The sequence below is a fragment of the Actinomadura sp. ATCC 39365 genome, from assembly GCF_054392275.1.
The window spans coordinates 198,906-217,282 of the sequence record NZ_CP184335.1; the positions used below are offsets into that span (position 1 = coordinate 198,906).

Genomic DNA, 18,377 nt, shown 5'->3' on the forward strand with positions numbered 1-18,377 from the left:
CGGTGCCCGGCCGGTCACGGGGGCTACCCTGGGCGCATGGGTCATGCGAAGACGTCGTTCGTCTGCCTGCCTTGCCGGGCCTCGTACAAGCAGCCCTACCCGCTGCCCGGCGACCGGGGCCGGTCGTGCCCGCGGTGCGGCGAGCCGCTGATCCACGTGGGTTCCGCCTTCGCGGCTCCCCGGCGGCGCGACACCGCGGCCTGGCGGGTGCTCTCGCTGCTGCTGAACGCGGGTGTCGGCTTCCACAAGAGTTGCTGCGGCGGGCCCGGCTACCGGCCGCGCACGCTCGGCGAGGCCCGCGCGCGGATGGCGCACGCACGGGCCACCGGAGAGCCGTTCGCCAGGGCCCTGACGCGTTCCGAACTGCCCTAGGACGGCCCGCATGACCATCGACGTCCGGACGCTGCTGCCCGTCGCCGAACGAGCCGCGTCGATCGCCGGCGAGATCATCACCACCCGGGCTCCCGGCGTCGTCACCGCCAAGGGCGACCGCGACATGGCCACCGAGGTCGACTTCGCCGTCGAGCACGCCGTACGCGAGTTCCTGTCGCGGGAGACGCCCGAGGTGGGCTTCCTCGGCGAGGAGGAGGGCGCGAGCCGGCCGGGCCAGGGCCTGACGTGGGTCCTCGACCCCGTGGACGGCACGGCCAACTTCCTGCACGGCATCCCGCTGTGCGGGGTCTCCCTGGGCCTGGTGGACGGGGACGTGCCGCTGCTCGGCGTCGTCGGCCTGCCGTTCCTGGACGTCCGCTACTCGGCCGCCCAGGGCGCCGGCGCGACGGCCAACGGCTCGCCCGTCCAGGTCAGCGGCGCCGCGGAACTCCAGGACGCCGTCGTCGCCCTGGGCGACTACGCGGTGGGCGAGGACGCGCCGGAACGCAACCGTCCCCGCTTCGCCCTGACCCAGGAACTGGCCGCTCGCGTCCAGCGCGTCAGGATGCTCGGCTCGGCCGCGATCGACCTCGTGTGGGTGGCCGACGGCAAGGTTGGCGCAAGCGTCATGCTCAGCAACAACCCGTGGGACACCGCGGCGGGCGTCGTCATCGCCCGCGAGGCCGGAGCCCTGGTGGTCGACCTCGACGGCAGCCCCCACACCATGGCCTCCCTGGCGACCATCGCGACGAGCCCCGCCCTCGCCCCCGACCTCCTGAAACTCCTCACCGCCGCCCGCTTCCACGGCGCGGCTCCCGCATAGGCCCGCCCGGCGGCGAAGCCGGACCGGCCGGTCCCGGGCCCCGCTTCAGCCGCCTGCGCGGGGCGGGGTCCCGTGGGCCGCGTACAGCACGCCGAGTTGCCGATCGATCTCCGCACGCACCGGGTCGTGTCGCGGGCCGAGGGCGAACCGCCGGTCGGTCCAGCTGTCCGGCGGATACAGCCACACCGGCCGGCCGACCAGCCGGGCCGGTTCCCACTCGTACCGCGGCCAGACGTGCGCGTGCAGGAAGGGGTCGGTGTTGCCGAGGATCTCCAGGTTCACCCGCCGGAACGCCGGGTCCAGCGCGCCGCAGGCCCGCTCGACCGCCTCACCGAGCAGCTCCATGTCCGACAGGAAGGCCATCCGCCTGGCTCGGGGCAGGTCGGACAGCCGCTGCACGCCGGGCTCGTCCGTCAGGAGAACCGAGTATCCCGGCAGGAACTGGGTGTCACCGATCACGGCGAAACCGGCGTCCAGCCGCCTGAGCACCGTGGGATTCCGACCGGCCAACGCACTGCCGACCCTGTCCTGCCGCCACTCACCACTCATGACACCCGACCCTACAGGCGATGATCACGACCCGCCGCAGTCCGCCGACGAGCAACGACGGCCCCTGCGCGCGAGCGCTCGGCGAGCCGGTGGTGATCGATAGCATCGCCGGGTGAAGGATGATCTGCCGTCTCAGCACATCTCCGATGCGGACCTGGCCCTCGGTGTCGGGGCCCTGGTGTTCCTGATCCTGCTGCCCACCATCGTCTGGCTCGCCGTGGTGATGTTGCGCAGCCGGAAGTAGGGCGGTCAGCGGGTGGCGTGGAGGTGGGAGAGCATCGTGCGGGCGGGGTGGCCGAGGATGTCCTCCAGGTCGGGGGTCTGCCTTTCCAGGGCGCCGGCGCGGATCCGGGCGTTCAGCCAGGCCATCGGGCCGGGGGCGGCGTCCGGGATCTCGCGGTAGGGCACGCCCAGCGCGCCGGCCACCTCCGGGTGGGTCCACAGCGGCCCGGTGAAGTCGTAGGCGCGGCCCTCGTGGCCTTCGCCGGTCAGGACGTTGGCCGCCGCCTGCGCCAGGTCGGACCGGAACGCGGTGTTCAGGCCGCGCCCTCCGCCGCTGCCGGTCAGCTCGCCGCCTGAGACCCGGGGGACGAACGCGTCGCTGTAGAAGGGGTGACGCAGGATCGTGTACGGCAGGCCGCTGCGCAGGAGGGCCTGCTCGGTGGCGTGGTGGGCCTCGGTCATGCCGGTGGCGACGGTGTCGGCGTCCAGGAAGCTGGTGTAGACGACGGCGCCGACGCCCACGTCCACGGCGGCCGCGAGGGCGGCCAGGTGGTGGCCGATCCGGCGGCCGGGGTCGAGCTCCGGCGACGAGATCAGGAGCAGGCGGGCGGCGCCCTCGAACGCCGTGCGCAGGCTCGCCGGGTCGTCGTAGTCGCCCCGCCGCACCGGTACGCCCTCGGGCGCGCGGGCGGGATCGCGTACGGCGGCGACGACGTCCGCTCCGGTGCGCAGCCGGTCGATGACGAGACGGCCGAGCGCGCCCGATGCCGCCGAGACAACGATCATGAAGCTCCCTCTGATCCGGGTGGGTGCTCAAAGTGAACTGCCGGGACGTGCTGCGACGCCACCGCTTTTCGCCGGGCGCGGGCGCACGACGCCCCCAGAGGAGCATTTCCGGAGAAGACCGCCCAGGTCACCCGGGTTAGCGTGATCGTGGACCTCTGGAGATGAACATGGACGAGCTCATCACGTACGGCAAATGGGCGTCGGTGCGCGGCTCGCTCAAGGCGGCCACCGACCGGTTCGCGAAGCTGGTCTCCATCGTCGATCCCCACGCCATGGCGACCAGGGAGTGGACCGTCGCCGAGACCGCGGCCCACGTCACCGCGATCGCCTCGCTCTACACCCGCGTGGTGCGCGGCGACGTGACCACGCCGTTCCCGGAGCTGGCCGGGCCGATACTCGGCGCGAACGTCGACACGGTGAGCGCCCTGAACGAGCTGGCGTTCGAGCACTTCCCCGAGCGCGACCCGGTCGTCCTGGCCGAGCGGCTGCGCGGCGACGTCCGGGAGATCCTGCGCGCCGGCGCGGAGGTCGATCCGGCGACGCCGGTCCCGTGGCTGGGCGACGCGCGGGTGCCCGTCGCGGGCGTGCTGGCCCACCTGCTGAACGAGCTGCTGCTGCACGGCTGGGACATCGCCCGCGCGACCCGTACCCCATGGTCGGTGCCCGCGCGGGACGCCGGGCTGTTCTTCGACCTGTTCCTCATCGGGATGATCAGGAACGACTACGGACATCTGATGGACACCGGGACGCCCGCCCCGCCCCGCCGGATCACCGTCGGGTTCCACTCCGCGCACACCGCGCCGGCGGCGCTGGCGCTCGACCACGGGCGGGTGTCGGTGGCCGAGATGGGGCCGCAGGTGGACGCGCACGTGCGGTTCGACCCGGCGGCGCTGAACCTGCTGCTGTTCGGCCGGATGTCCAGGACGCGGGCCGCGCTCACGGGCAAGGTGGCGGTCTGGGGGCGGCGTCCGTGGCTGCTGCCGGCCTTTCTGCGGTTCGTACGCCTGCCCACGACAACGGTTCCGCGCTCACGCGCCGAGTCCATACAGGTGTGAACGCCACAAAGTATTCACCCGGTGGGCGCATACTGGAGGAGATGAAGCGAGCCAGCGGCGATTCTCGTCGTCACCTGCCCACAAGTCCCTTCAAACCGCCGCCTCCGGCGCCACCCGCGGAGCAGTTCGACATGAACGACCGGGTGAGCCATGACCGATTCGGCCTCGGTGTCGTCATCGGTGTGGAGGACGACGTCGCCGTTCTGGTCGACTTCGGATCCCGGCAGGAACGGATCACGACGCCGTTCAACAAGCTGTACAAACTCTGAGAGCCGGTCCGCGACGCCCGTGTGCCCCGACGGCCACATGGGCGGGACCGGCGCGCCGTGGTCCCCGGCTGCGGGCGCCCGGGTTCGGTGACTCACGGGGTCCGAGGCTCGTGGGTCAGTGACTCATGAGCTCAGAGACCCGTGGGCCGATGGCTCGTGGGGTCGGTGGCTCGTGGGGCCGATGGCTCGTGGGGCCGGTGGCTCACGGGGTCACGATGGCGAAGTCGCGGGCCGGTGAGTCGAGCACGGCGACCAGCCGCTGGAGCGCCGTGATGTCGCCCTCCCGCTCCACCCCCTCCACGCCCTTCCCGGCCAGCAGGCCGAGGAGCTGGGCCCTGGTGAGGCGGAGCGTCAGGTCCACGGGCTCCTCGGGCGGGTTCAGCCGCTGGACGAGCACGCCGTTGGACAGCGTGGTGCGGTACAGCTCCCCCAGGTCCGTCAGGTGCCAGTCGATCGACAGGCTCTCGTGCCAGGCCCTGGGGCCGTCCACGCGGATGGCGAGGGAGTCGAAGATCTGCTCCACGGTCAGGGCCGCGACCAGGTCGGGCGAGGTGGTGGTGACGCGGGTGGGGGCGATGCCCTCGGTCAGTTCCATGGCCCCCGTCAGGTACGAGTTGCGCCACGTCCCGTTCTCCGCGCCCTGGCCGAGCCGGGTGTAGACCTCGGCCAGCAGGTCCCTGGCCGCCTTGTTGCCCTCGTCGGCGAAGACGGCGTGGTTCAGCAGCTGGACGGCGAAGCGCAGGTCGTTCTCCTCGATGTACCGGCGGGCGAAGGCCACGACGGCCGCGCCGCCGCCCATGCACTCGACGTACCGGATCGCGCTCTCCCTGGGCGGGTGCTCCCACAGGTGGGCGGGGTTGCCGTCGTACCAGCCGAGGTAGCGCTGGTAGACGGCCTTGACGTTGTGGCTGACCGAGCCGTAGTAGCCGTGGGTGTGCCAGACCTGTTCCAGCGCGGGCGGCACCCGCATCTGCTCGGCGATCTCGGCGCCGGTCAGGCCCTTGTTGAGCAGGCGGAGGGTCTGGTCGTGCAGGTAGGCGTACAGGTCTCGCTGTTCCTGGAGGAACCGGACGATGTTGCTCCTTCCCCAGGTCGGCCAGTGGTGCGAGGCGAAGGCGACCTCGGCCCGGTCGGCGAGCAGCGTGAGGGTCTCCGACAGGTAGCGGGCCCAGACGCGGGCGTCGCGCACCTGGGCGCCGCGCAGGGTGAGGATGTTGTGCAGGTTGTGGGTGGCGTTCTCGGCCAGGCACAGGGCGTCGCGGTCGGGGAAGAGGAAGTTCATCTCGGCGGGGGCCTCGGTGCCGGGGGTGAGCTGGAAGACGATCCGCACCCCGTCCACGATCTCCTCCTGGCCGGTGCGGCTGACGTCCACGGTGGGCGGGATGAGGGACGTGGTGCCGGTCGAGGACGTCATGCCGAGGCCGCAGCCGATCTGGCCGTCCGGGGCGTGCGGCAGGGCGAGGCCGAACATGTAGCCGGCGCGGCGGTTCATGGCGGGGCCGGCGTAGACGTTCTCGGAGACCGCGTGGTCCATGAAGCCGGCGGGCGCCAGGATCGGCACGTTGCCGTCGGTCACGCCGCGCACGCCGCCGAAGTGGTCGACGTGGCTGTGGGTGTAGACGACGCCGGTGACCGGGCGGTCGCCGCGGTGGCGGCGGTAGAGCGCGAGCGCGGCGGCGGCGCACTCGGTGGAGACCAGCGGGTCGATGACGATGACGCCGATGTCGCCCTCGACCAGGGTCATGTTCGACAGGTCCAGGCCGCGTACCTGGTAGATGCCGTCGGCGACCTCGTACAGGCCCTGTTTGGCGCAGAGCTGGCTCTGCCGCCACAGGCTGGGATGGGCGGTCTCAGGGCATTCGGCGTTGAGGAAGGCGTAGGAGTCGTTGTCCCAGACGACCTCGCCGTTCCGCGACTTGACCACGGCGGGGGTCAGCTTCGCGATGAAGCCGCGGTCGGCGTCCTCGAAGTCGCCCATGTCATGAAATGGAAGGTCTGCCATGTCTGCTCGCATGCCCCTGAATGGACGCTCGTAGCTCAATAACCAGCCCCAATAGCATGAAACTCGGGCAATAAGGACAGGACGCGGCGGCGTAGCGACGCGGACGGTGTGATTGGGTGGTTCCAGGCTGATCTCATCGGGGGTGGTCATGGAAGCGTGCGTGTTCGACCTCGACGGCGTGCTCGTCGATTCCGAACCCGTCTGGGAGCAGGTGCGGCGCGCCTTCGTCGCCGACCACGGCGGCACCTGGCAGCCCGACACGCAGTCCAGGCTGATGGGCATGAGCACCGGCGAGTGGGCGGCCTACCTGCACGAGCTGGGGGTGCGCCTGACGCCCGACGAGATCGCCGAGGGCGTGGTCGACCAGATGGCCGAGCGCTACCAGGACGGCGTGCCGCTGCTGCCGGGCGCCCGCGAGGCCGTGCGCCGGCTGGCCGGACGGTTCACCCTCGGCCTGGCCAGCTCGTCGCCGCGGCGGCTGATCGACGTGGTGCTGGACGCGGCGGAGCTGCGCGAGTACTTCGTGACCACGGTCTCGACCGAGGAGGTCGCGCGCGGCAAGCCCGCCCCCGACGGCTACCTGGAGGCGGCCCGGCGGCTGGAGATCTACCCGAAGGACTGCGTGGCGGTCGAGGACTCCAGCAACGGCCTGCGTTCGGCGCACGCGGCCGGCATGCGGGTGATCGCCGTGCCGCATCCCGGCTACCCGCCCGACGACGACGCCCTCGCTCTCGCCTGGCAGGTCCTGCCCGACCTCGACGCGCTCACGGTGGAGGCGCTGACGTGACGACCGACGGCATGGGCGTCCGCCTCCGGACGCCGGCCGACCTCGACGCCTGCATCGAGGCCCTGGCCCTGGTGCAGGCCGCCGACCGCTATCCCGTCGACTGGCCGGCCGATCCCCGGGGCTGGCTGACTCCGGGCGACCTGCTGCGCGCCTGGGTGGCGGTCGAGGAGGGCCGGGTGCTCGGCCACGTCGGCCTGGCCGGTACCGACGAGGGCCCGCAGGTCACCCGGCTCTTCGTCGTGCCCGCCGCCCGGGGCCGCGGGCTGGCCCCCCTGCTGCTGGACACCGTGCGGACGGCCGCCGGGGCGCCCGTCCTCCTGGAGGTCTCCGACGAGGGCCGGGCGGCCGTCGCGCTCTACGAGCGGCTGGGCTGGCGGCGCGTCGGCAGCACCCGCGCGCGATGGCTCAACGCCGCGGGCGAACCCGCCCTGCTCCACCACTACGTGAGCCCGTGAAGCTATCCTTTGGGAATCGTGCGAGACATCACGGTTTTTTCTGGGAGTGCCCACCCCGAGCTGGCCGAGGAGATCTGCTCCCATCTCGGAACCCCGCTCCACCCCGTCAAGGTCGCCCGCTTCGCCAACGACGCGCTTGAGGTGCAGCTCCAGGCCAACTGCCGCGAGCGCGACGTGTTCCTCATCCAGCCCCTGGTGCCGCCGACGCAGGAGAACCTGGTCGAGCTGCTGCTCATGATCGACGCGGCGCGCGGCGCGTCCGCGGCCAGGACGACCGTGGTCCTGCCCCATTACGCCTACGCCAGATCGGACAAGAAGGACGCCCCGCGCATCTCCATCGGCGCGCGCCTGGTCGCCGACCTGATGGTGGCCGCGGGCGCGAGCCGGGTGCTGGCCATGACGCTGCACTCGCCGCAGGTGCACGGCTTCTTCAGCGTGCCGGTCGACCACCTGCACGCGCTGCGCGAGCTTGCCGCGCACTTCCGCCGCTACGACCTGTCGAACGCCGTCGTCGTCTCCCCCGACCTGGGCAACGCCAAGGAGGCCGCGCACTTCGCCCGGCTGCTCGGCACGGGCGTCGCGATGGGCGCCAAGCAGCGCTTCGCCGACGACCGCGTGGTGATCAGCTCGGTCATCGGCGAGGTCGCGGGCAAGGACGTGATCATCCTCGACGACGAGATCGCCAAGGGCAGCACGGTCATCGAGCTGCTGGGCCGGCTGCGCGAGCAGGGCGTCAACTCCGTCCGCGTGGCGTGCACGCACGGGCTGTTCGCGGGCGGGGCGATCGAGCGGCTGAGCGCGTTCCCCGAGGTCATGGAGATCGTCTGCACGAACACCGTGCCGCCGCCCAAGCCGAGTGACAAGCTGACCGTGTTGTCGATCGCACCGGCGCTGGCCGAGGCCATGCGGCGGATCCACGACGGCGAGTCGGTGAGCGCTCTGTTCAGCACGTCCTGACGGCCCGCCCCGGTGATCTTCCGGGACGGCCGGGAATGGATCATAGTGGACATCATGCATGCGGCCACAGACGTCCTGCTCCGGCGGTTCCGAGACGGCGTGGGCGAGGTCGTGCCCCTGGTGTCACTGTGGGCGCACGGCTCGCTGGGCGCCGGCGACTACCAGCCGGGGCGCAGCGACCTCGACCTGATCGCGGTGGTCGAGACGCCGGTCACGATGGAGCAGTGGCGCCGGATCAAGGGGCTGCACCGGGGGCTCGACCTGCCGCTCGCCGACCTCCTCCACTGCTCCTACCTGCCGCTGGAGGAGCTGGCGGACCCGCGGGTCGAGCACGTGACGTGGGCCCACGAGCAGATCTTCCGCCGTCCGGTGACGGCGGTGACCCGCCGCGAGCTGCACACGGCCCCGCTGGTGCTGCACGGGCCGCCGCCCGCCGAGCTGCTGCCGGCCGTCTCCGACGCCGTGCTGGCCGACTTCGTCCGTACGGACCTGCGCGAGTTCTGGCTGGACAAGACCAGAGGGCGGCGACGCTGGCTGCGGGACGTCTGGGTGGATCTCGGCCTGCTGACCGTCGCCAGGGCTTCGGTCACGCTGCACGAGGGCCGGTTGATCACCAAGCGGGAGGCTCTCGACGTGCTGGCCGGGATGGGCGCGCCGGAGGCCGTCCTGGCCGACGTGCGCGCCCGCCGGTACGGCACGCCGCGCCCGGTGCTGAGCCGCTTCAGAAGGGGCCGGCTGACCCGCGCCTTCGTCCGGTCGGCCATCGGGAAGGTGCTGGCGGAGGGCCCCGACGAGACCTGAGCCCGCCCTCGTCTCAGTGGGCAGGACGGCGGCCCTCCGCGGATCGCCGAGGGATAGTCTTGGCCCCGAGTTACCACCTGAACCGGGGAAAGGGCGGCATATGGGGGAGATCAGGCAGTCCTATCTGGTGGCCGCGGCGTCGGCGATGTCGCTGCTGCGTGACCCGGCCGTCCGGGCGGCGTGGGACAAGCCGAGCGCGCTGACCGAGTTCAGCGTCGCGGGCCTGGCCGGGCACCTGGCCCACCAGATCGTCCGGGTCGTCGACGTGCTCGACTCCGGCGAGGAACCCGGGGCGCCCATCCCGCTCATCGAGCACTACACGAGGTCGCCGTGGGTGCAGGCCGGCCTCGACCACGAGAGCAACGTCAGCGTCCGGGTGGGCGGCCAGGCGGCCGCCGCGGACGGGCACGCCGCGCTCGTCGAGCGCACGCAGGCGCTGCTGGACCGGCTGCTGGCCGAGCTGCCCGCCGAGCCGGCGGACCGGGTCGTGCGGCTGCCGTGGGCCGGCTGGTCGCTGCGGCTCGACGACTTCCTGCTCACCAGGGTGATGGAGCTGGTCGTGCACTCCGACGACCTGGCCGCCAGCGTGGGCGTCGAGACGCCGGAGCTGCCGTCGTCGATCAACGAGCCGGTCGTGGAGCTGCTGGCCCGCCTGGCGGTGCACCGGCACGGCGCGACCGCCGTCATCCGCACCCTCAGCAGGGCCGAACGCGCCCCCGCCACGATAAGCGCCTTCTAGCCCCCGGCCCGTTTCACGAGCCGCCCACCAGGCGCAGGGCCTCGGCCACCTCGCGACCGGACAACGCGCTGTCCGGGTCGAGCAGCCACTGCGCCAGGAACCCCGTCAGCATGGCCTGGTACAGCGAGCCCACCAGCCGGGCCCGCTCGGGGTCCGTCTCCGCCCGCACGTCCTGGAACAGCTCGGCTAGGCCCAGCCGGGCGCCCTTGATCGCCGGGACGAGCTGCTCGCGCAGCTCCGGCACGTGATCGATCTGCCCGAGCAGCTCGAGCTGGGTGATCCAGAGCGGCCGCAGCCGGTCGAACGACTCCACCACCCGGTCCCACGCCGCCTCGAACCGCTCCAGCGGTGACGCGCCCTCCTCGGCATCTGCGACGAGCGTCCGCGCCAGGTCGTCGCCCCATTCCTGCATCACCTCGAACAGCGCCTCGTTCATCAGCGCGTCCTTGGACTTGAAGTGGTAGCCGATGCCCGCGAGGCTCACGCCCGACGCGGTCGCGATGTCGCGCGCGGTGGTACGCGAGTAGCCCTTCTCGATCAGGCAACGCTTCGCCCCGGCCAGCAGGTCTTCCCTGTTTCCCATGCCCAGACGTTAACACGAACGTCTGAAAACATCGTCCTAGACAAGCGTCTGAGACAGATGTACTGTTCTCGGCATGAAGAACGTCCTGATCTCCGGCGCGAGCATCGCCGGTACCTCGCTGGCCTACTGGCTGCGCCGCCACGGCTGCACCGTCACCGTCGTCGAGCGCGCTCCCGCCATCCGCACCGGCGGCTACAAGGTCGACATCCGCGGCGCCGCCCTCGACGTGATCGGCCGCATGGGCCTGCTGGACGCGGTCACCGCCCGCGGCACCGGCATGCGCGTGGCCACCCACTACGACCGCAAGGGGCGGGCGGTGGCCACCATGGACGCCGACCTGTTCGGCGGGCGCACGGGCGACGACGCCGAGATCATGCGCGGCGACCTCAACGAGCTCCTGTACGACCTCACCCGCGACGACGCCGAATACCTCTTCGGCGACTCCGTCACCGCCGTCTCCGACGACGGCCTGGTCACCTTCGAGCACGCCGCGCCCCGCCGGTTCGACCTGATCGTCGGCGCGGACGGGATGCGCTCCAACATCCGCAGGATCGTGTTCGGGGAGGACGCCCGGTACGTCCGCGACCTGGGCTACTACGTCTCGATCTGCACCGTCCCCAACACCCTCGGCCTGGACCGCGAGGAGGCCGTGCACGCCGCCCCCGGCCGCACCGCCAACGTCTACAGCACCCGGCAGGACGGCGCCGCCAAGGCGCTGTTCATGTGGGCCTCACAGCCGCTGTCCTATGACCACCGCGACACCGGCCGCCAGAAGGACCTGCTGGCCGAGGCCATGGCGGGGGTGGAGTGGGAGGTGCCGGCGCTGCTCGGCGCGGTGCGCGACTCCGACGACTTCTACTTCGACTCGGTCAGCCAGGTGCACATGGACAGCTGGTCGAAGGGCCGGGTCGTGCTGCTCGGGGACGCCGCCTACTGCGCCTCGCCGGCCTCAGGACAGGGCACGAGCCTGGCGATCGTGGGCGCGTACGTGCTGGCGGGCGAGCTGGCCGGGGGCGGCGGCGCGGCGGGCTACGAGCGGGAGATGCGGGAGTTCGTCCGGGTCAACCAGGAGCTCGGGCCGGTGAACGTCAGGGGCATGGTGATGGGCTCACGGCTGGCGCTGTGGTTCCAGCTCAGGATGCTCAGGCTGCTGCCGTACCTGCCTGGCAAGGAGAAGGTCGTCGAGCGGATCGCCGGGGCGATCCACCGGGCGGCCACGGCGATCCGGCTCAAGGACTACATGGAATGAAGCGTTCCGTTCTGCTATAATAAGAGCAGAACGTTCCGTTCCGAAAGAAGTGGGGTTCACATGACCATCCTCGTCACCGGTGCCACCGGGACCGTCGGCCGCCTCGTCGTCGAGGAGCTCCTCCAGGCCGGCCGGCAGGTCCGCGCGCTGACCAGGAACCCCGCCAAGGCCGCCCTCCCCGAGGGCGTCGAGGTCGTCGGCGGCGATCTTGCCGAGCCGGCCTCCCTGGCCGCCGCCTTCGAGGGCGTCACCGGGGTGCATTTCATCAACTTCGCCGGCGACGACTACGCGCCGCTGCCCGACGGCGCCGCGCTCGCCGAGCTGGCCGTCAACGCGGGCGTGCGCCGGGTCACCGTGCTCGGCGGCCGCGAGGACGGCGCGTTCGAGCAGGCACTCGCCACCACCGACCTGGAGTGGACGCTGCTCCACCCGGTCGAGTTCATGGCCAACACGCTCCAGTGGTGGGCGCACACGATCAGGACGGAAGGCGTCATCAAGGAGCCGTTCGGCGACCGGCTGAGCGCCCTGGTGCACGAGCGGGACATCGCCGCGGTGGCCGCGAAGGTCCTGACCGAGGGCGGGCACGGCGGCCGGACGTACGTGCTGACCGGCCCCCGCGCGATCACCCTGCGGGAGAAGGTCGCCGTCCTGGCCGAGGCCGTCGGCAGGGAGGTCGGGTTCGTCGAGCTCACCGTGGACGAGGCGCGGGCCAAGTGGCGCGCCGACGGCATGGGCGAGCAGACCATCGAGTTCCTGGTCGGCGCGCTGGGCAACACGCCTGAGGTCGGCTACACGGTCGTCCCGACCGTCCGGGAGATCACCGGCCGGGACGCGCGTGACTTCGCCGAGTGGGCGCGCGAGCACGCCGACGCGTTCCGCGGGTGACCTACCCGGTGACCGCCGCGTAGTGGCAGGCGGCCTGGGCGTCGGGGACCGCGGGCAGGATGCTCAGCGCCTGCGACCGGCAGGCCGCGTCCACGCCCGCCTCCGCCGCGCGGCCGGAGGCCAGCACGTGGCAGCGGGGATGGAACCGGCAGCCACCCGGCACCCTGGTCGGGTCCGGCGGCTCGCCGGACAGCACGATCCGCTCGGGTGACTCCGGCAACACCGACATCAGCGCCTGCGTGTACGGATGCCGCGGCGCCGTCAGCACCTGCTCCACCGGCCCCGACTCGACGATCCGCCCCAGGTACATGACCGCGACCCGGTCGGCGATGTTCCAGGCCAGGCCGAGGTCATGGGTGACGACCAGGGCCGACAGGCCGAGGTCGGTCTTGAGCTTGAGCATCAGCGCCAGGATCTCGCCGCGCACGGAGGCGTCGAGCGAGGCCACGGGCTCGTCGGCGATCAGCACCTTCGGGTCGAGGGCGAGCGCGCCGGCGATCACGACCCGCTGCCGCTGCCCGCCGGACAGCTCGTGCGGGTAACGCAGGAAGAACCGCTCGGGCGGTCGCAGCCCGGCCCTGGACAGGGCCGAGGCCACGATCTCCTCCTCGTCGGGCAGGCCGTGGATGCGCGGCCCCTCGGCGACCGCCTCGTAGACGGTCTGGCGGGGGTTGAGCGAGCCCATCGGGTCCTGCAGGACGAGCTGGACCTGACGGCGGTAGGACTTGAGCGCCTTGGAGCCGTAGTTCAGCGCGGAGCCGTCGTAGCGGACCTCGCCGGACGTGGGACGTTCGAGGCCGAGCAGCGTGCGGGCCAGGGTGGTCTTGCCGCAGCCCGACTCGCCGACCAGGGCCACGATCTCGCCCTGGCCGATCGCCAGGTTGACCCCGTCGACGGCGCGGGCGCTGCGGCCCCGCGAGGAGAAGGCGACGTGCAGGTCACGGGCCTCCAGCAGCGCGCCCTTGCCCGTCGAGACGGTCTCGGCCGCGGTCTGCGTCTCGGTCATGAAGCCTCGACCTCCTCCTTGGAGCGTACGTGCACGCAGGCCGCGGCGTGGCGGGGACCGGCGGGCCACAGCTCGACGTCGAGACCCGCGCATTCGTCCAGCGCGACCGGGCAGCGCGGGTGGAAGGCGCAGCCGGTCGGGAGCTGCATCGGGTCCGGCGGATCGCCGCCGAGCCCCTTGGGGGCCAGCCGCGAGACCGGGTCGCCCACGGTGGGGAACGCGGCCGCCAGCGCCCGGCTGTAGGGGTGGCGGGCGTCGTGGAACACCTCGCGGGAGGGGCCGTGCTCGACCACGCGGCCGGCGTACATGACCGCGAGCTGGTCGCAGACGTCGGCCAGGACCGACAGGTCGTGCGAGATCATGATCAGCGAGATGCCGTGCTCGGCGATCAGCTGCTTGATCAGCGTCAGGACCTGCGCCTGGACCATCACGTCGAGCGCGGTGGTCGGCTCGTCGGCGATGATCAGGCGGGGCGAGCAGGCCAGCGCCATCGCGATCATCACGCGCTGCCGCTGACCGCCGGACAGCTCGTGCGGGTAGCTGCGGGCCCGCCAGGCGGGCAGGCCGACCTGTTCGAGCAGCTCGCCGACGCGCTTGCGGGCGCCGTCCGGCTTGGCCAGGCCGTGCACGAGCAGCGGCTCGGCGATCTGCTCGCCGATCCGGCGCACGGGGTTGAGGCCGTGCTGCGCGCCCTGGAACACGATCGAGGCCTCGGCCCAGCGCACGGCCCGCATGCGTCCCCACTTCATGGTGAGGACGTCGTCGCCGTCGAGCAGGATCCGGCCGCCGACGCGCGTGCTCTTGGGCAGGAGCCTGAGCAGCGCCATGGCCAGCGTCGACTTGCCGGACCCGGACTCGCCTGCGACTCCGAGTGCCGCTCCGGGGTCGAGGGTCAGCGACACGCCGCGCACCGCGGGCACCTCGCCCGACGCGATGCGGTAGGTCACCGACAGGTCGTCCAGTTCGAGGAGACTCATGCCGCCCTCCTGAGCCTTGGGTTCAGCACGGCCTCCAGAGCCCGTCCGACGAGGGTGAACGCCATGACGACCACGAGGATGGCCAGACCGGGGAGGATGATGTACCACCACGCGCCCTCGTTGGCCGCGCCGTAGTCGTAGGAGCCGCGCAGCATGGTGCCCCACGAGGTCTTGTTCGCGCTGGCGCCGAGGAAGGCCAGCGTGGACTCGGTGACGATCGCGCTGGCCACCTCCAGCGTCGTGCTGGCCAGCAGCAGCGGCGCCACGTTGGGCAGCACGTGCCGGGTGGTGATGTGCCAGTGGCCGCCGCCGAGCGCCTTGGAGCGTTCGATGTAGGGCCGGGCCTCGACGGCGAAGGTCTGCGCCCTGATCAGCCGGGCCGTGGACGGCCAGGTGGTGACCCCGATCGCCATGATGATGGTGAACGTGCTGCCGCCGAGGATGGCCGCCAGCACCAGCGCGGTCACCAGCGAGGGCAGCACCAGGAACCAGTCGGTGACCCGCATCAGCGCGCCGCCGAGCCAGCCGCCGAAGTGCCCGGCGGCGATGCCGATGACCATGCCGATCACGATGCTGAGCAGCGCGGCCAGGAAGCCGATGAGCAGCGAGGCGCGCGACCCCCACCAGATCATCAGCAGGATCGACCGGCCCGACTCGTCGGTGCCGAAGGGGAAGGCCAGGCTGGGGGCGTCGAACTCGTCGCCGGGGGCGTCGATGACGCTCGTCACGCCCTCGTCGATGAACAGCGGCGCGACCAGCGCGAGCACCACGGCGACCAGCAGGATGACCATCCCGATCACCCCGGCGCGGTGCCTGCGGAAGTCGGTCCAGAAGTTGGTCAGCGCCTGCCGCCTGCGCGTGGCAGCGACACTCGTCATGCCGACCTCACCCTCGGGTCGAGAACGTGGTAGAGCACGTCGGCCAGCGTGTTCATGAGGATCACGGCCACGGTGATGAGCATGAACGTGCCCTGCATGAGCGTGAAGTCGGGGACCCGGACCGCCCGGTAGAACAGCTGCCCGAGGCCCGGCCAGGTGTAGATCGTCTCCACGGTGACCGCGCCGCCGACCACGAAGCCGATGCGCATGAAGACCAGCGTCACCGTGGGCAGCAGGGCGTTGGGCACCGCGTGGCGGCGGCGTACCTCGTCGTCGCGCAGGCCCTTGGCGCGGGCCACGGTGATGTAGTCCTGGCTGACCTCCTCCAGCAACGACGACCGCATGACCAGCAGGTACTGGGCGTAGATCACCGCCACCAGGGTCAGGCACGGCAGCACCATGTGCGAGGCCACGTCGAGCAGGTAGGCGAACCCGTCGGGCGCGTCGACGCTCTCGATGCCGCGGAAGGGGAAGATGCCGGGGATCGGGCCGATGCCCACGCCGAGCACCATCATCAGCAGCAGGCCGAGCCAGAACGTCGGCACCGACCACAACACCAGCGACAGACCGGTGGAGAAGCGGTCGAACCGGCTCCCCCGCTGCCATCCGGCCCTGGTGCCCTGCCAGAGGCCCAGGCTGACCGCGATGACCAGCCCGGTCCCGGCCAACAGCAGCGTCGGGCCGATGCGCTCGCCGATGAGATCGAGCACCGGCCGCTTGTACTCGTACGACGTGCCCAGGTCGAGCCTGAGCGTCTTGCCGACGAAGTCGAGGAACTGGTCGAGCACCGGCTTGTCGAGACCGAGCCGGTGACGTTCCATGTCGAGCTGCGCCGGGGTCATGTTGCGGCCCTGCGCCAGGTTCCGCACCGGATCGCCGGGCAGCAGGCGGAAGACGAAGAACGTCCCGACGATCACCGCGGCGATGCTGAACAGCGCCCCGCCGGCCTTCGACAACACGTACTTCAGCGTGCCGTGGCGAGCGGGGCGGTCCTCACCAGGGCCCGCCGCCTGGACGGCGGCGGGCTCTGCTGCTTCGAGCGGTGTTGTCATTCGCGCTCGTCCGCGGCGCTCTTGCGCCGCCTGGTCAGGAGGAAGGCCACGAGGCCGATGACCACCACGCCGCCGACCACGCCGACGATGAGACCGGTGTTGGAGCCGGAGCCGCCGTCGGAGGCCGAGCCGCCGGCCGCGGTCGCCTTGACGTCGGCCGTGTAGAACGGCCAGTAGCCGCTGCCGCCGTACAGCAGACCCTTGTCCTCGGGGATCGGGGTGATGCTGGTGATCCGGTCCTTGCGGTAGCCCTCGAGGTCGTTGGGGTAGTAGATCGCGATGACGGGGGCGTCGGTGTAGAGCCGCTGCTCCATCTGCTTGATGAGCTCGGCGCGCTTGGGCCGGTCGAGCTCCTTGAGCTGCTCCTGGTAGAGCTTCTCGAAGGTCGGGTCGCAGTAGAACGACTCGGTGCCGCCGCCCTCGCCGCCCGGCGCCGGCCTGCGGCTGCACAGGTGGGTGGCCAGGATCTCCTCGGGGTCGGGGTTGACCGACCAGCCGCTGATCGCGATGTCGAACAGCGCCGTGACGCCGGTCTCCTCGGTGAACTTGCTGGAGTCGAGCTTCTGGGTGGTCAGCGTGACGCCGATCTCCTTGAAGAAGCCGGTCAGGTACTCGGCGAGCTTGTCCTCGATCGGCGTGTCGGTGTGGATGCTGAAGCGGAACTCCAGCTTGCGTTTGCCGTCGGGCATCGTCCGGACGCCGTCGGCGCCCTTCTTGTAGCCGGCGTCGTCGAGGATCTTGTTCGCCTTGGCCACGTCGTAGGTGACCTTCTCCTCGCCCGTGGCCTCCCAGAAGAAGTCCTTGAACATGGGCGGGATGATCGAGCCGTCGGCCGGCTTGGCCAGGCCGCTCTGTACCTCGTCGACCAGCTTCTGCTTGTCGATGGCGAAGTGCAGCGCCTGGCGCACCTTCGGGTCCTTCAGCGCCGGGTGGCCGTCGCCGATGGGCTTGTTGTCGGTGGTGGTGGCGCCGTGGTTGATCTGCAGGTACGCGGCCCGGCGGCCCTGGGTGTTCCACGCCTCGATGTTCGGGTCGTTCTCGATGGCCTGGAACTCCGGCGGCGTCATGCGGCCGAGCAGGTCGATGTCGCCCTTCTTGAGCCCGGCGATGGCGGCCTGCGGGTTGTCGTAGAAGATGAACTGGAGTTCGTCGACCTTCGGCTTGCCCCGCCAGTAGTTGGGGTTGGCCTGCAGCTTGACGTACTGGTCCTTCTTGTGCTCGACCGCGATGTACGGGCCGCTGCCCACGGTCGGGTACGTCTCCGCCTCGTAGTTGGCCATGTCGGTGACCTTCTCCCACACATGCTTGGGCATGATCGGGACCGGGTTCTCCAGCATGGACGCCTGCGGTGCCTTGGTCTTGATGATCAAGTCCTGGCCGTTGGCGGTGACGCTCGCGAAGTTCTCCACGGCGGGGCCGTTGGCCGTCTTGGCCGCCTCGTCCGTCATCATCTTGTTGAACGTCCAGGCGGCGTCCTCGGCCGTCACCGGCTGGCCGTCGGACCACTTGGTGTTGCGGATCTTGAACGTCCAGGTGAGCCCGTCGTCGGACGTCGTCCACGACTCGGCCAGGTCGGGGCTGGGCTGGAGCGTCTTGGAGTCAGGGACGGTGAGGAAGCCGTACATCGTGCGCTGGATCGCGGTGGAGACCAGCCGGACCGCCAGGAACGGGTTCATGGAGTCCATCGCCTGGGTGGCGCCGACGCGTAGGATCTTCTTCCCCGCCGCAGGTTCCTGGGCCTGGGCCGCCGTCGCTCCTTGGCCGGCCACTAAAAGCGCGACGCCCAGCACAGCCAGGCGTGCGAACCATTTCCTCATGATGCCTCACCTTCAGGCGGGGGATTCCTGTGTAGATGAAGGCACACCATACGGAGACCGCGTGTCAACGAGTGGCGGAAAATTGTTTCATTCTCGTTTCCTTCCGCGGTGTA

21 protein-coding genes are annotated in these 18,377 nt (G+C 71.1%); 12 read left to right on the forward strand and 9 right to left on the reverse strand.

Annotation, left to right across the window (positions count from 1 at the left end; genetic code table 11):
* Positions 1 to 36: 36 nt before the first annotated feature.
* Together ACNF49_RS01130 and ACNF49_RS01135 are read left to right on the forward strand one after the other, a co-directional pair.
* A complete protein-coding gene (locus ACNF49_RS01130; RefSeq protein WP_357966967.1) occupies positions 37 to 372 on the forward strand; it encodes a hypothetical protein in 336 nt (111 codons plus the stop codon).
* Positions 373 to 382: 10 nt separating this feature from the next.
* Entirely contained in the window at positions 383 to 1,195 is an 813-nt protein-coding gene (locus tag ACNF49_RS01135; protein WP_482942537.1) for an inositol monophosphatase family protein, read from the forward strand.
* A 45-nt stretch (positions 1,196 to 1,240) separates the two neighbouring features.
* On the opposite strand, the gene ACNF49_RS01140 is transcribed toward ACNF49_RS01135, so the two are convergent.
* On the reverse strand, positions 1,241 to 1,684 hold the full coding sequence (locus ACNF49_RS01140) for an HIT family protein (RefSeq protein WP_482942538.1): 444 nt from the start codon (positions 1,682 to 1,684) through the stop codon (positions 1,241 to 1,243).
* 172 nt (positions 1,685 to 1,856) lie between these two features.
* On the opposite strand from ACNF49_RS01140, the gene ACNF49_RS01145 reads away from it, so the two are divergent.
* A complete protein-coding gene (locus ACNF49_RS01145; RefSeq protein WP_482942539.1) occupies positions 1,857 to 1,988 on the forward strand; it encodes a hypothetical protein in 132 nt (43 codons plus the stop codon).
* A 5-nt stretch (positions 1,989 to 1,993) separates the two neighbouring features.
* Here ACNF49_RS01145 and ACNF49_RS01150 read toward each other — a convergent pair whose 3' ends face one another.
* Positions 1,994 to 2,752, reverse strand: coding sequence for an NAD(P)H-binding protein (locus ACNF49_RS01150; RefSeq protein WP_482942540.1), 759 nt, complete (start codon positions 2,750 to 2,752; stop codon positions 1,994 to 1,996).
* Positions 2,753 to 2,919: 167 nt separating this feature from the next.
* Between ACNF49_RS01150 and ACNF49_RS01155 the strand changes: the two genes are divergently transcribed.
* Entirely contained in the window at positions 2,920 to 3,807 is an 888-nt protein-coding gene (locus ACNF49_RS01155; protein WP_482942541.1) for a maleylpyruvate isomerase N-terminal domain-containing protein, read from the forward strand.
* 41 nt (positions 3,808 to 3,848) lie between these two features.
* Entirely contained in the window at positions 3,849 to 4,076 is a 228-nt protein-coding gene (locus ACNF49_RS01160) for a hypothetical protein (RefSeq protein WP_357966952.1), read from the forward strand.
* A gap of 202 nt (positions 4,077 to 4,278) precedes the next feature.
* On the opposite strand, the gene ACNF49_RS01165 is transcribed toward ACNF49_RS01160, so the two are convergent.
* Entirely contained in the window at positions 4,279 to 6,078 is a 1,800-nt protein-coding gene (locus ACNF49_RS01165) for an alkyl/aryl-sulfatase (RefSeq protein WP_482942542.1), read from the reverse strand.
* 160 nt (positions 6,079 to 6,238) lie between these two features.
* Between ACNF49_RS01165 and ACNF49_RS01170 the strand changes: the two genes are divergently transcribed.
* From ACNF49_RS01170 to ACNF49_RS01190, 5 genes are all read left to right on the forward strand, one after another.
* Entirely contained in the window at positions 6,239 to 6,865 is a 627-nt protein-coding gene (locus ACNF49_RS01170) for an HAD family hydrolase (protein WP_482942543.1), read from the forward strand.
* The gene (locus ACNF49_RS01175) at positions 6,862 to 7,320 is read left to right on the forward strand and encodes a GNAT family N-acetyltransferase (RefSeq protein WP_482942544.1); all 459 of its coding nucleotides are present in this window, start codon (positions 6,862 to 6,864) and stop codon (positions 7,318 to 7,320) included. Before ACNF49_RS01170 ends, ACNF49_RS01175 begins: the two co-directional genes overlap by 4 nt.
* Positions 7,321 to 7,338: 18 nt before the next feature.
* Complete coding sequence (locus tag ACNF49_RS01180; RefSeq protein ID WP_482942545.1) at positions 7,339 to 8,277, forward strand: ribose-phosphate diphosphokinase; 939 nt, start codon at positions 7,339 to 7,341, stop codon at positions 8,275 to 8,277.
* Positions 8,278 to 8,331: 54 nt separating this feature from the next.
* Positions 8,332 to 9,078, forward strand: a complete 747-nt coding sequence (locus ACNF49_RS01185) for a nucleotidyltransferase domain-containing protein (RefSeq protein WP_357966941.1) — start codon at positions 8,332 to 8,334, stop codon at positions 9,076 to 9,078.
* Between the two features lie 100 nt (positions 9,079 to 9,178).
* Positions 9,179 to 9,817: a maleylpyruvate isomerase N-terminal domain-containing protein gene (locus ACNF49_RS01190; protein ID WP_482942546.1), complete on the forward strand. Its 639-nt coding sequence runs from the start codon at positions 9,179 to 9,181 to the stop codon at positions 9,815 to 9,817.
* Between the two features lie 13 nt (positions 9,818 to 9,830).
* Here ACNF49_RS01190 and ACNF49_RS01195 read toward each other — a convergent pair whose 3' ends face one another.
* The gene (locus tag ACNF49_RS01195) at positions 9,831 to 10,400 is read right to left on the reverse strand and encodes a TetR/AcrR family transcriptional regulator (RefSeq protein ID WP_357966938.1); all 570 of its coding nucleotides are present in this window, start codon (positions 10,398 to 10,400) and stop codon (positions 9,831 to 9,833) included.
* A gap of 73 nt (positions 10,401 to 10,473) precedes the next feature.
* On the opposite strand from ACNF49_RS01195, the gene ACNF49_RS01200 reads away from it, so the two are divergent.
* Together ACNF49_RS01200 and ACNF49_RS01205 are read left to right on the forward strand one after the other, a co-directional pair.
* Positions 10,474 to 11,649, forward strand: a complete 1,176-nt coding sequence (locus ACNF49_RS01200) for an FAD-dependent monooxygenase (protein ID WP_482942547.1) — start codon at positions 10,474 to 10,476, stop codon at positions 11,647 to 11,649.
* 60 nt (positions 11,650 to 11,709) lie between these two features.
* Complete coding sequence (locus tag ACNF49_RS01205; RefSeq protein WP_482942548.1) at positions 11,710 to 12,534, forward strand: NmrA family NAD(P)-binding protein; 825 nt, start codon at positions 11,710 to 11,712, stop codon at positions 12,532 to 12,534.
* Between the two features lies 1 nt (position 12,535).
* Here the strand turns inward: ACNF49_RS01205 and ACNF49_RS01210 are convergent, their stop codons facing one another.
* The 5 genes from ACNF49_RS01210 to ACNF49_RS01230 are packed head-to-tail and all read right to left on the reverse strand — an operon-like array spanning position 12,536 to position 18,264.
* Positions 12,536 to 13,540 carry an ABC transporter ATP-binding protein gene (locus ACNF49_RS01210; protein WP_357966930.1) on the reverse strand — a complete coding sequence of 335 codons (1,005 nt, stop codon included), beginning with the start codon at positions 13,538 to 13,540 and terminating at the stop codon, positions 12,536 to 12,538.
* Complete coding sequence (locus tag ACNF49_RS01215) at positions 13,537 to 14,517, reverse strand: ABC transporter ATP-binding protein (RefSeq protein ID WP_357966927.1); 981 nt, start codon at positions 14,515 to 14,517, stop codon at positions 13,537 to 13,539. Before ACNF49_RS01215 ends, ACNF49_RS01210 begins: the two co-directional genes overlap by 4 nt.
* Positions 14,514 to 15,395 carry an ABC transporter permease gene (locus ACNF49_RS01220; protein WP_357966924.1) on the reverse strand — a complete coding sequence of 294 codons (882 nt, stop codon included), beginning with the start codon at positions 15,393 to 15,395 and terminating at the stop codon, positions 14,514 to 14,516. Before ACNF49_RS01220 ends, ACNF49_RS01215 begins: the two co-directional genes overlap by 4 nt.
* The gene (locus ACNF49_RS01225) at positions 15,392 to 16,447 is read right to left on the reverse strand and encodes an ABC transporter permease (protein ID WP_357966921.1); all 1,056 of its coding nucleotides are present in this window, start codon (positions 16,445 to 16,447) and stop codon (positions 15,392 to 15,394) included. Before ACNF49_RS01225 ends, ACNF49_RS01220 begins: the two co-directional genes overlap by 4 nt.
* Complete coding sequence (locus ACNF49_RS01230) at positions 16,444 to 18,264, reverse strand: ABC transporter substrate-binding protein (protein ID WP_357966918.1); 1,821 nt, start codon at positions 18,262 to 18,264, stop codon at positions 16,444 to 16,446. Before ACNF49_RS01230 ends, ACNF49_RS01225 begins: the two co-directional genes overlap by 4 nt.
* Positions 18,265 to 18,377 lie beyond the last annotated feature (113 nt).

Excerpts from the sequence above, each read along its gene's own strand:
- ACNF49_RS01130 (WP_357966967.1), top strand. The coding sequence starts at position 37 with ATGGGTCATGCGAAGACGTCGTTCGTCTGCCTGCCTTGCCGGGCCTCG.
- ACNF49_RS01135 (WP_482942537.1), top strand. The coding sequence starts at position 383 with ATGACCATCGACGTCCGGACGCTGCTGCCCGTCGCCGAACGAGCCGCG.
- ACNF49_RS01150 (WP_482942540.1), bottom strand. The coding sequence starts at position 2,752 with ATGATCGTTGTCTCGGCGGCATCGGGCGCGCTCGGCCGTCTCGTCATC.
- ACNF49_RS01155 (WP_482942541.1), top strand. The coding sequence starts at position 2,920 with ATGGACGAGCTCATCACGTACGGCAAATGGGCGTCGGTGCGCGGCTCG.
- ACNF49_RS01160 (WP_357966952.1), top strand. The coding sequence starts at position 3,849 with ATGAAGCGAGCCAGCGGCGATTCTCGTCGTCACCTGCCCACAAGTCCC.
- ACNF49_RS01165 (WP_482942542.1), bottom strand. The coding sequence starts at position 6,078 with ATGGCAGACCTTCCATTTCATGACATGGGCGACTTCGAGGACGCCGAC.
- ACNF49_RS01185 (WP_357966941.1), top strand. The coding sequence starts at position 8,332 with ATGCATGCGGCCACAGACGTCCTGCTCCGGCGGTTCCGAGACGGCGTG.
- ACNF49_RS01190 (WP_482942546.1), top strand. The coding sequence starts at position 9,179 with ATGGGGGAGATCAGGCAGTCCTATCTGGTGGCCGCGGCGTCGGCGATG.
- ACNF49_RS01195 (WP_357966938.1), bottom strand. The coding sequence starts at position 10,400 with ATGGGAAACAGGGAAGACCTGCTGGCCGGGGCGAAGCGTTGCCTGATC.
- ACNF49_RS01200 (WP_482942547.1), top strand. The coding sequence starts at position 10,474 with ATGAAGAACGTCCTGATCTCCGGCGCGAGCATCGCCGGTACCTCGCTG.
- ACNF49_RS01205 (WP_482942548.1), top strand. The coding sequence starts at position 11,710 with ATGACCATCCTCGTCACCGGTGCCACCGGGACCGTCGGCCGCCTCGTC.
- ACNF49_RS01210 (WP_357966930.1), bottom strand. The coding sequence starts at position 13,540 with ATGACCGAGACGCAGACCGCGGCCGAGACCGTCTCGACGGGCAAGGGC.
- ACNF49_RS01215 (WP_357966927.1), bottom strand. The coding sequence starts at position 14,517 with ATGAGTCTCCTCGAACTGGACGACCTGTCGGTGACCTACCGCATCGCG.
- ACNF49_RS01220 (WP_357966924.1), bottom strand. The coding sequence starts at position 15,395 with ATGACGAGTGTCGCTGCCACGCGCAGGCGGCAGGCGCTGACCAACTTC.
- ACNF49_RS01225 (WP_357966921.1), bottom strand. The coding sequence starts at position 16,447 with ATGACAACACCGCTCGAAGCAGCAGAGCCCGCCGCCGTCCAGGCGGCG.
- ACNF49_RS01230 (WP_357966918.1), bottom strand. The coding sequence starts at position 18,264 with ATGAGGAAATGGTTCGCACGCCTGGCTGTGCTGGGCGTCGCGCTTTTA.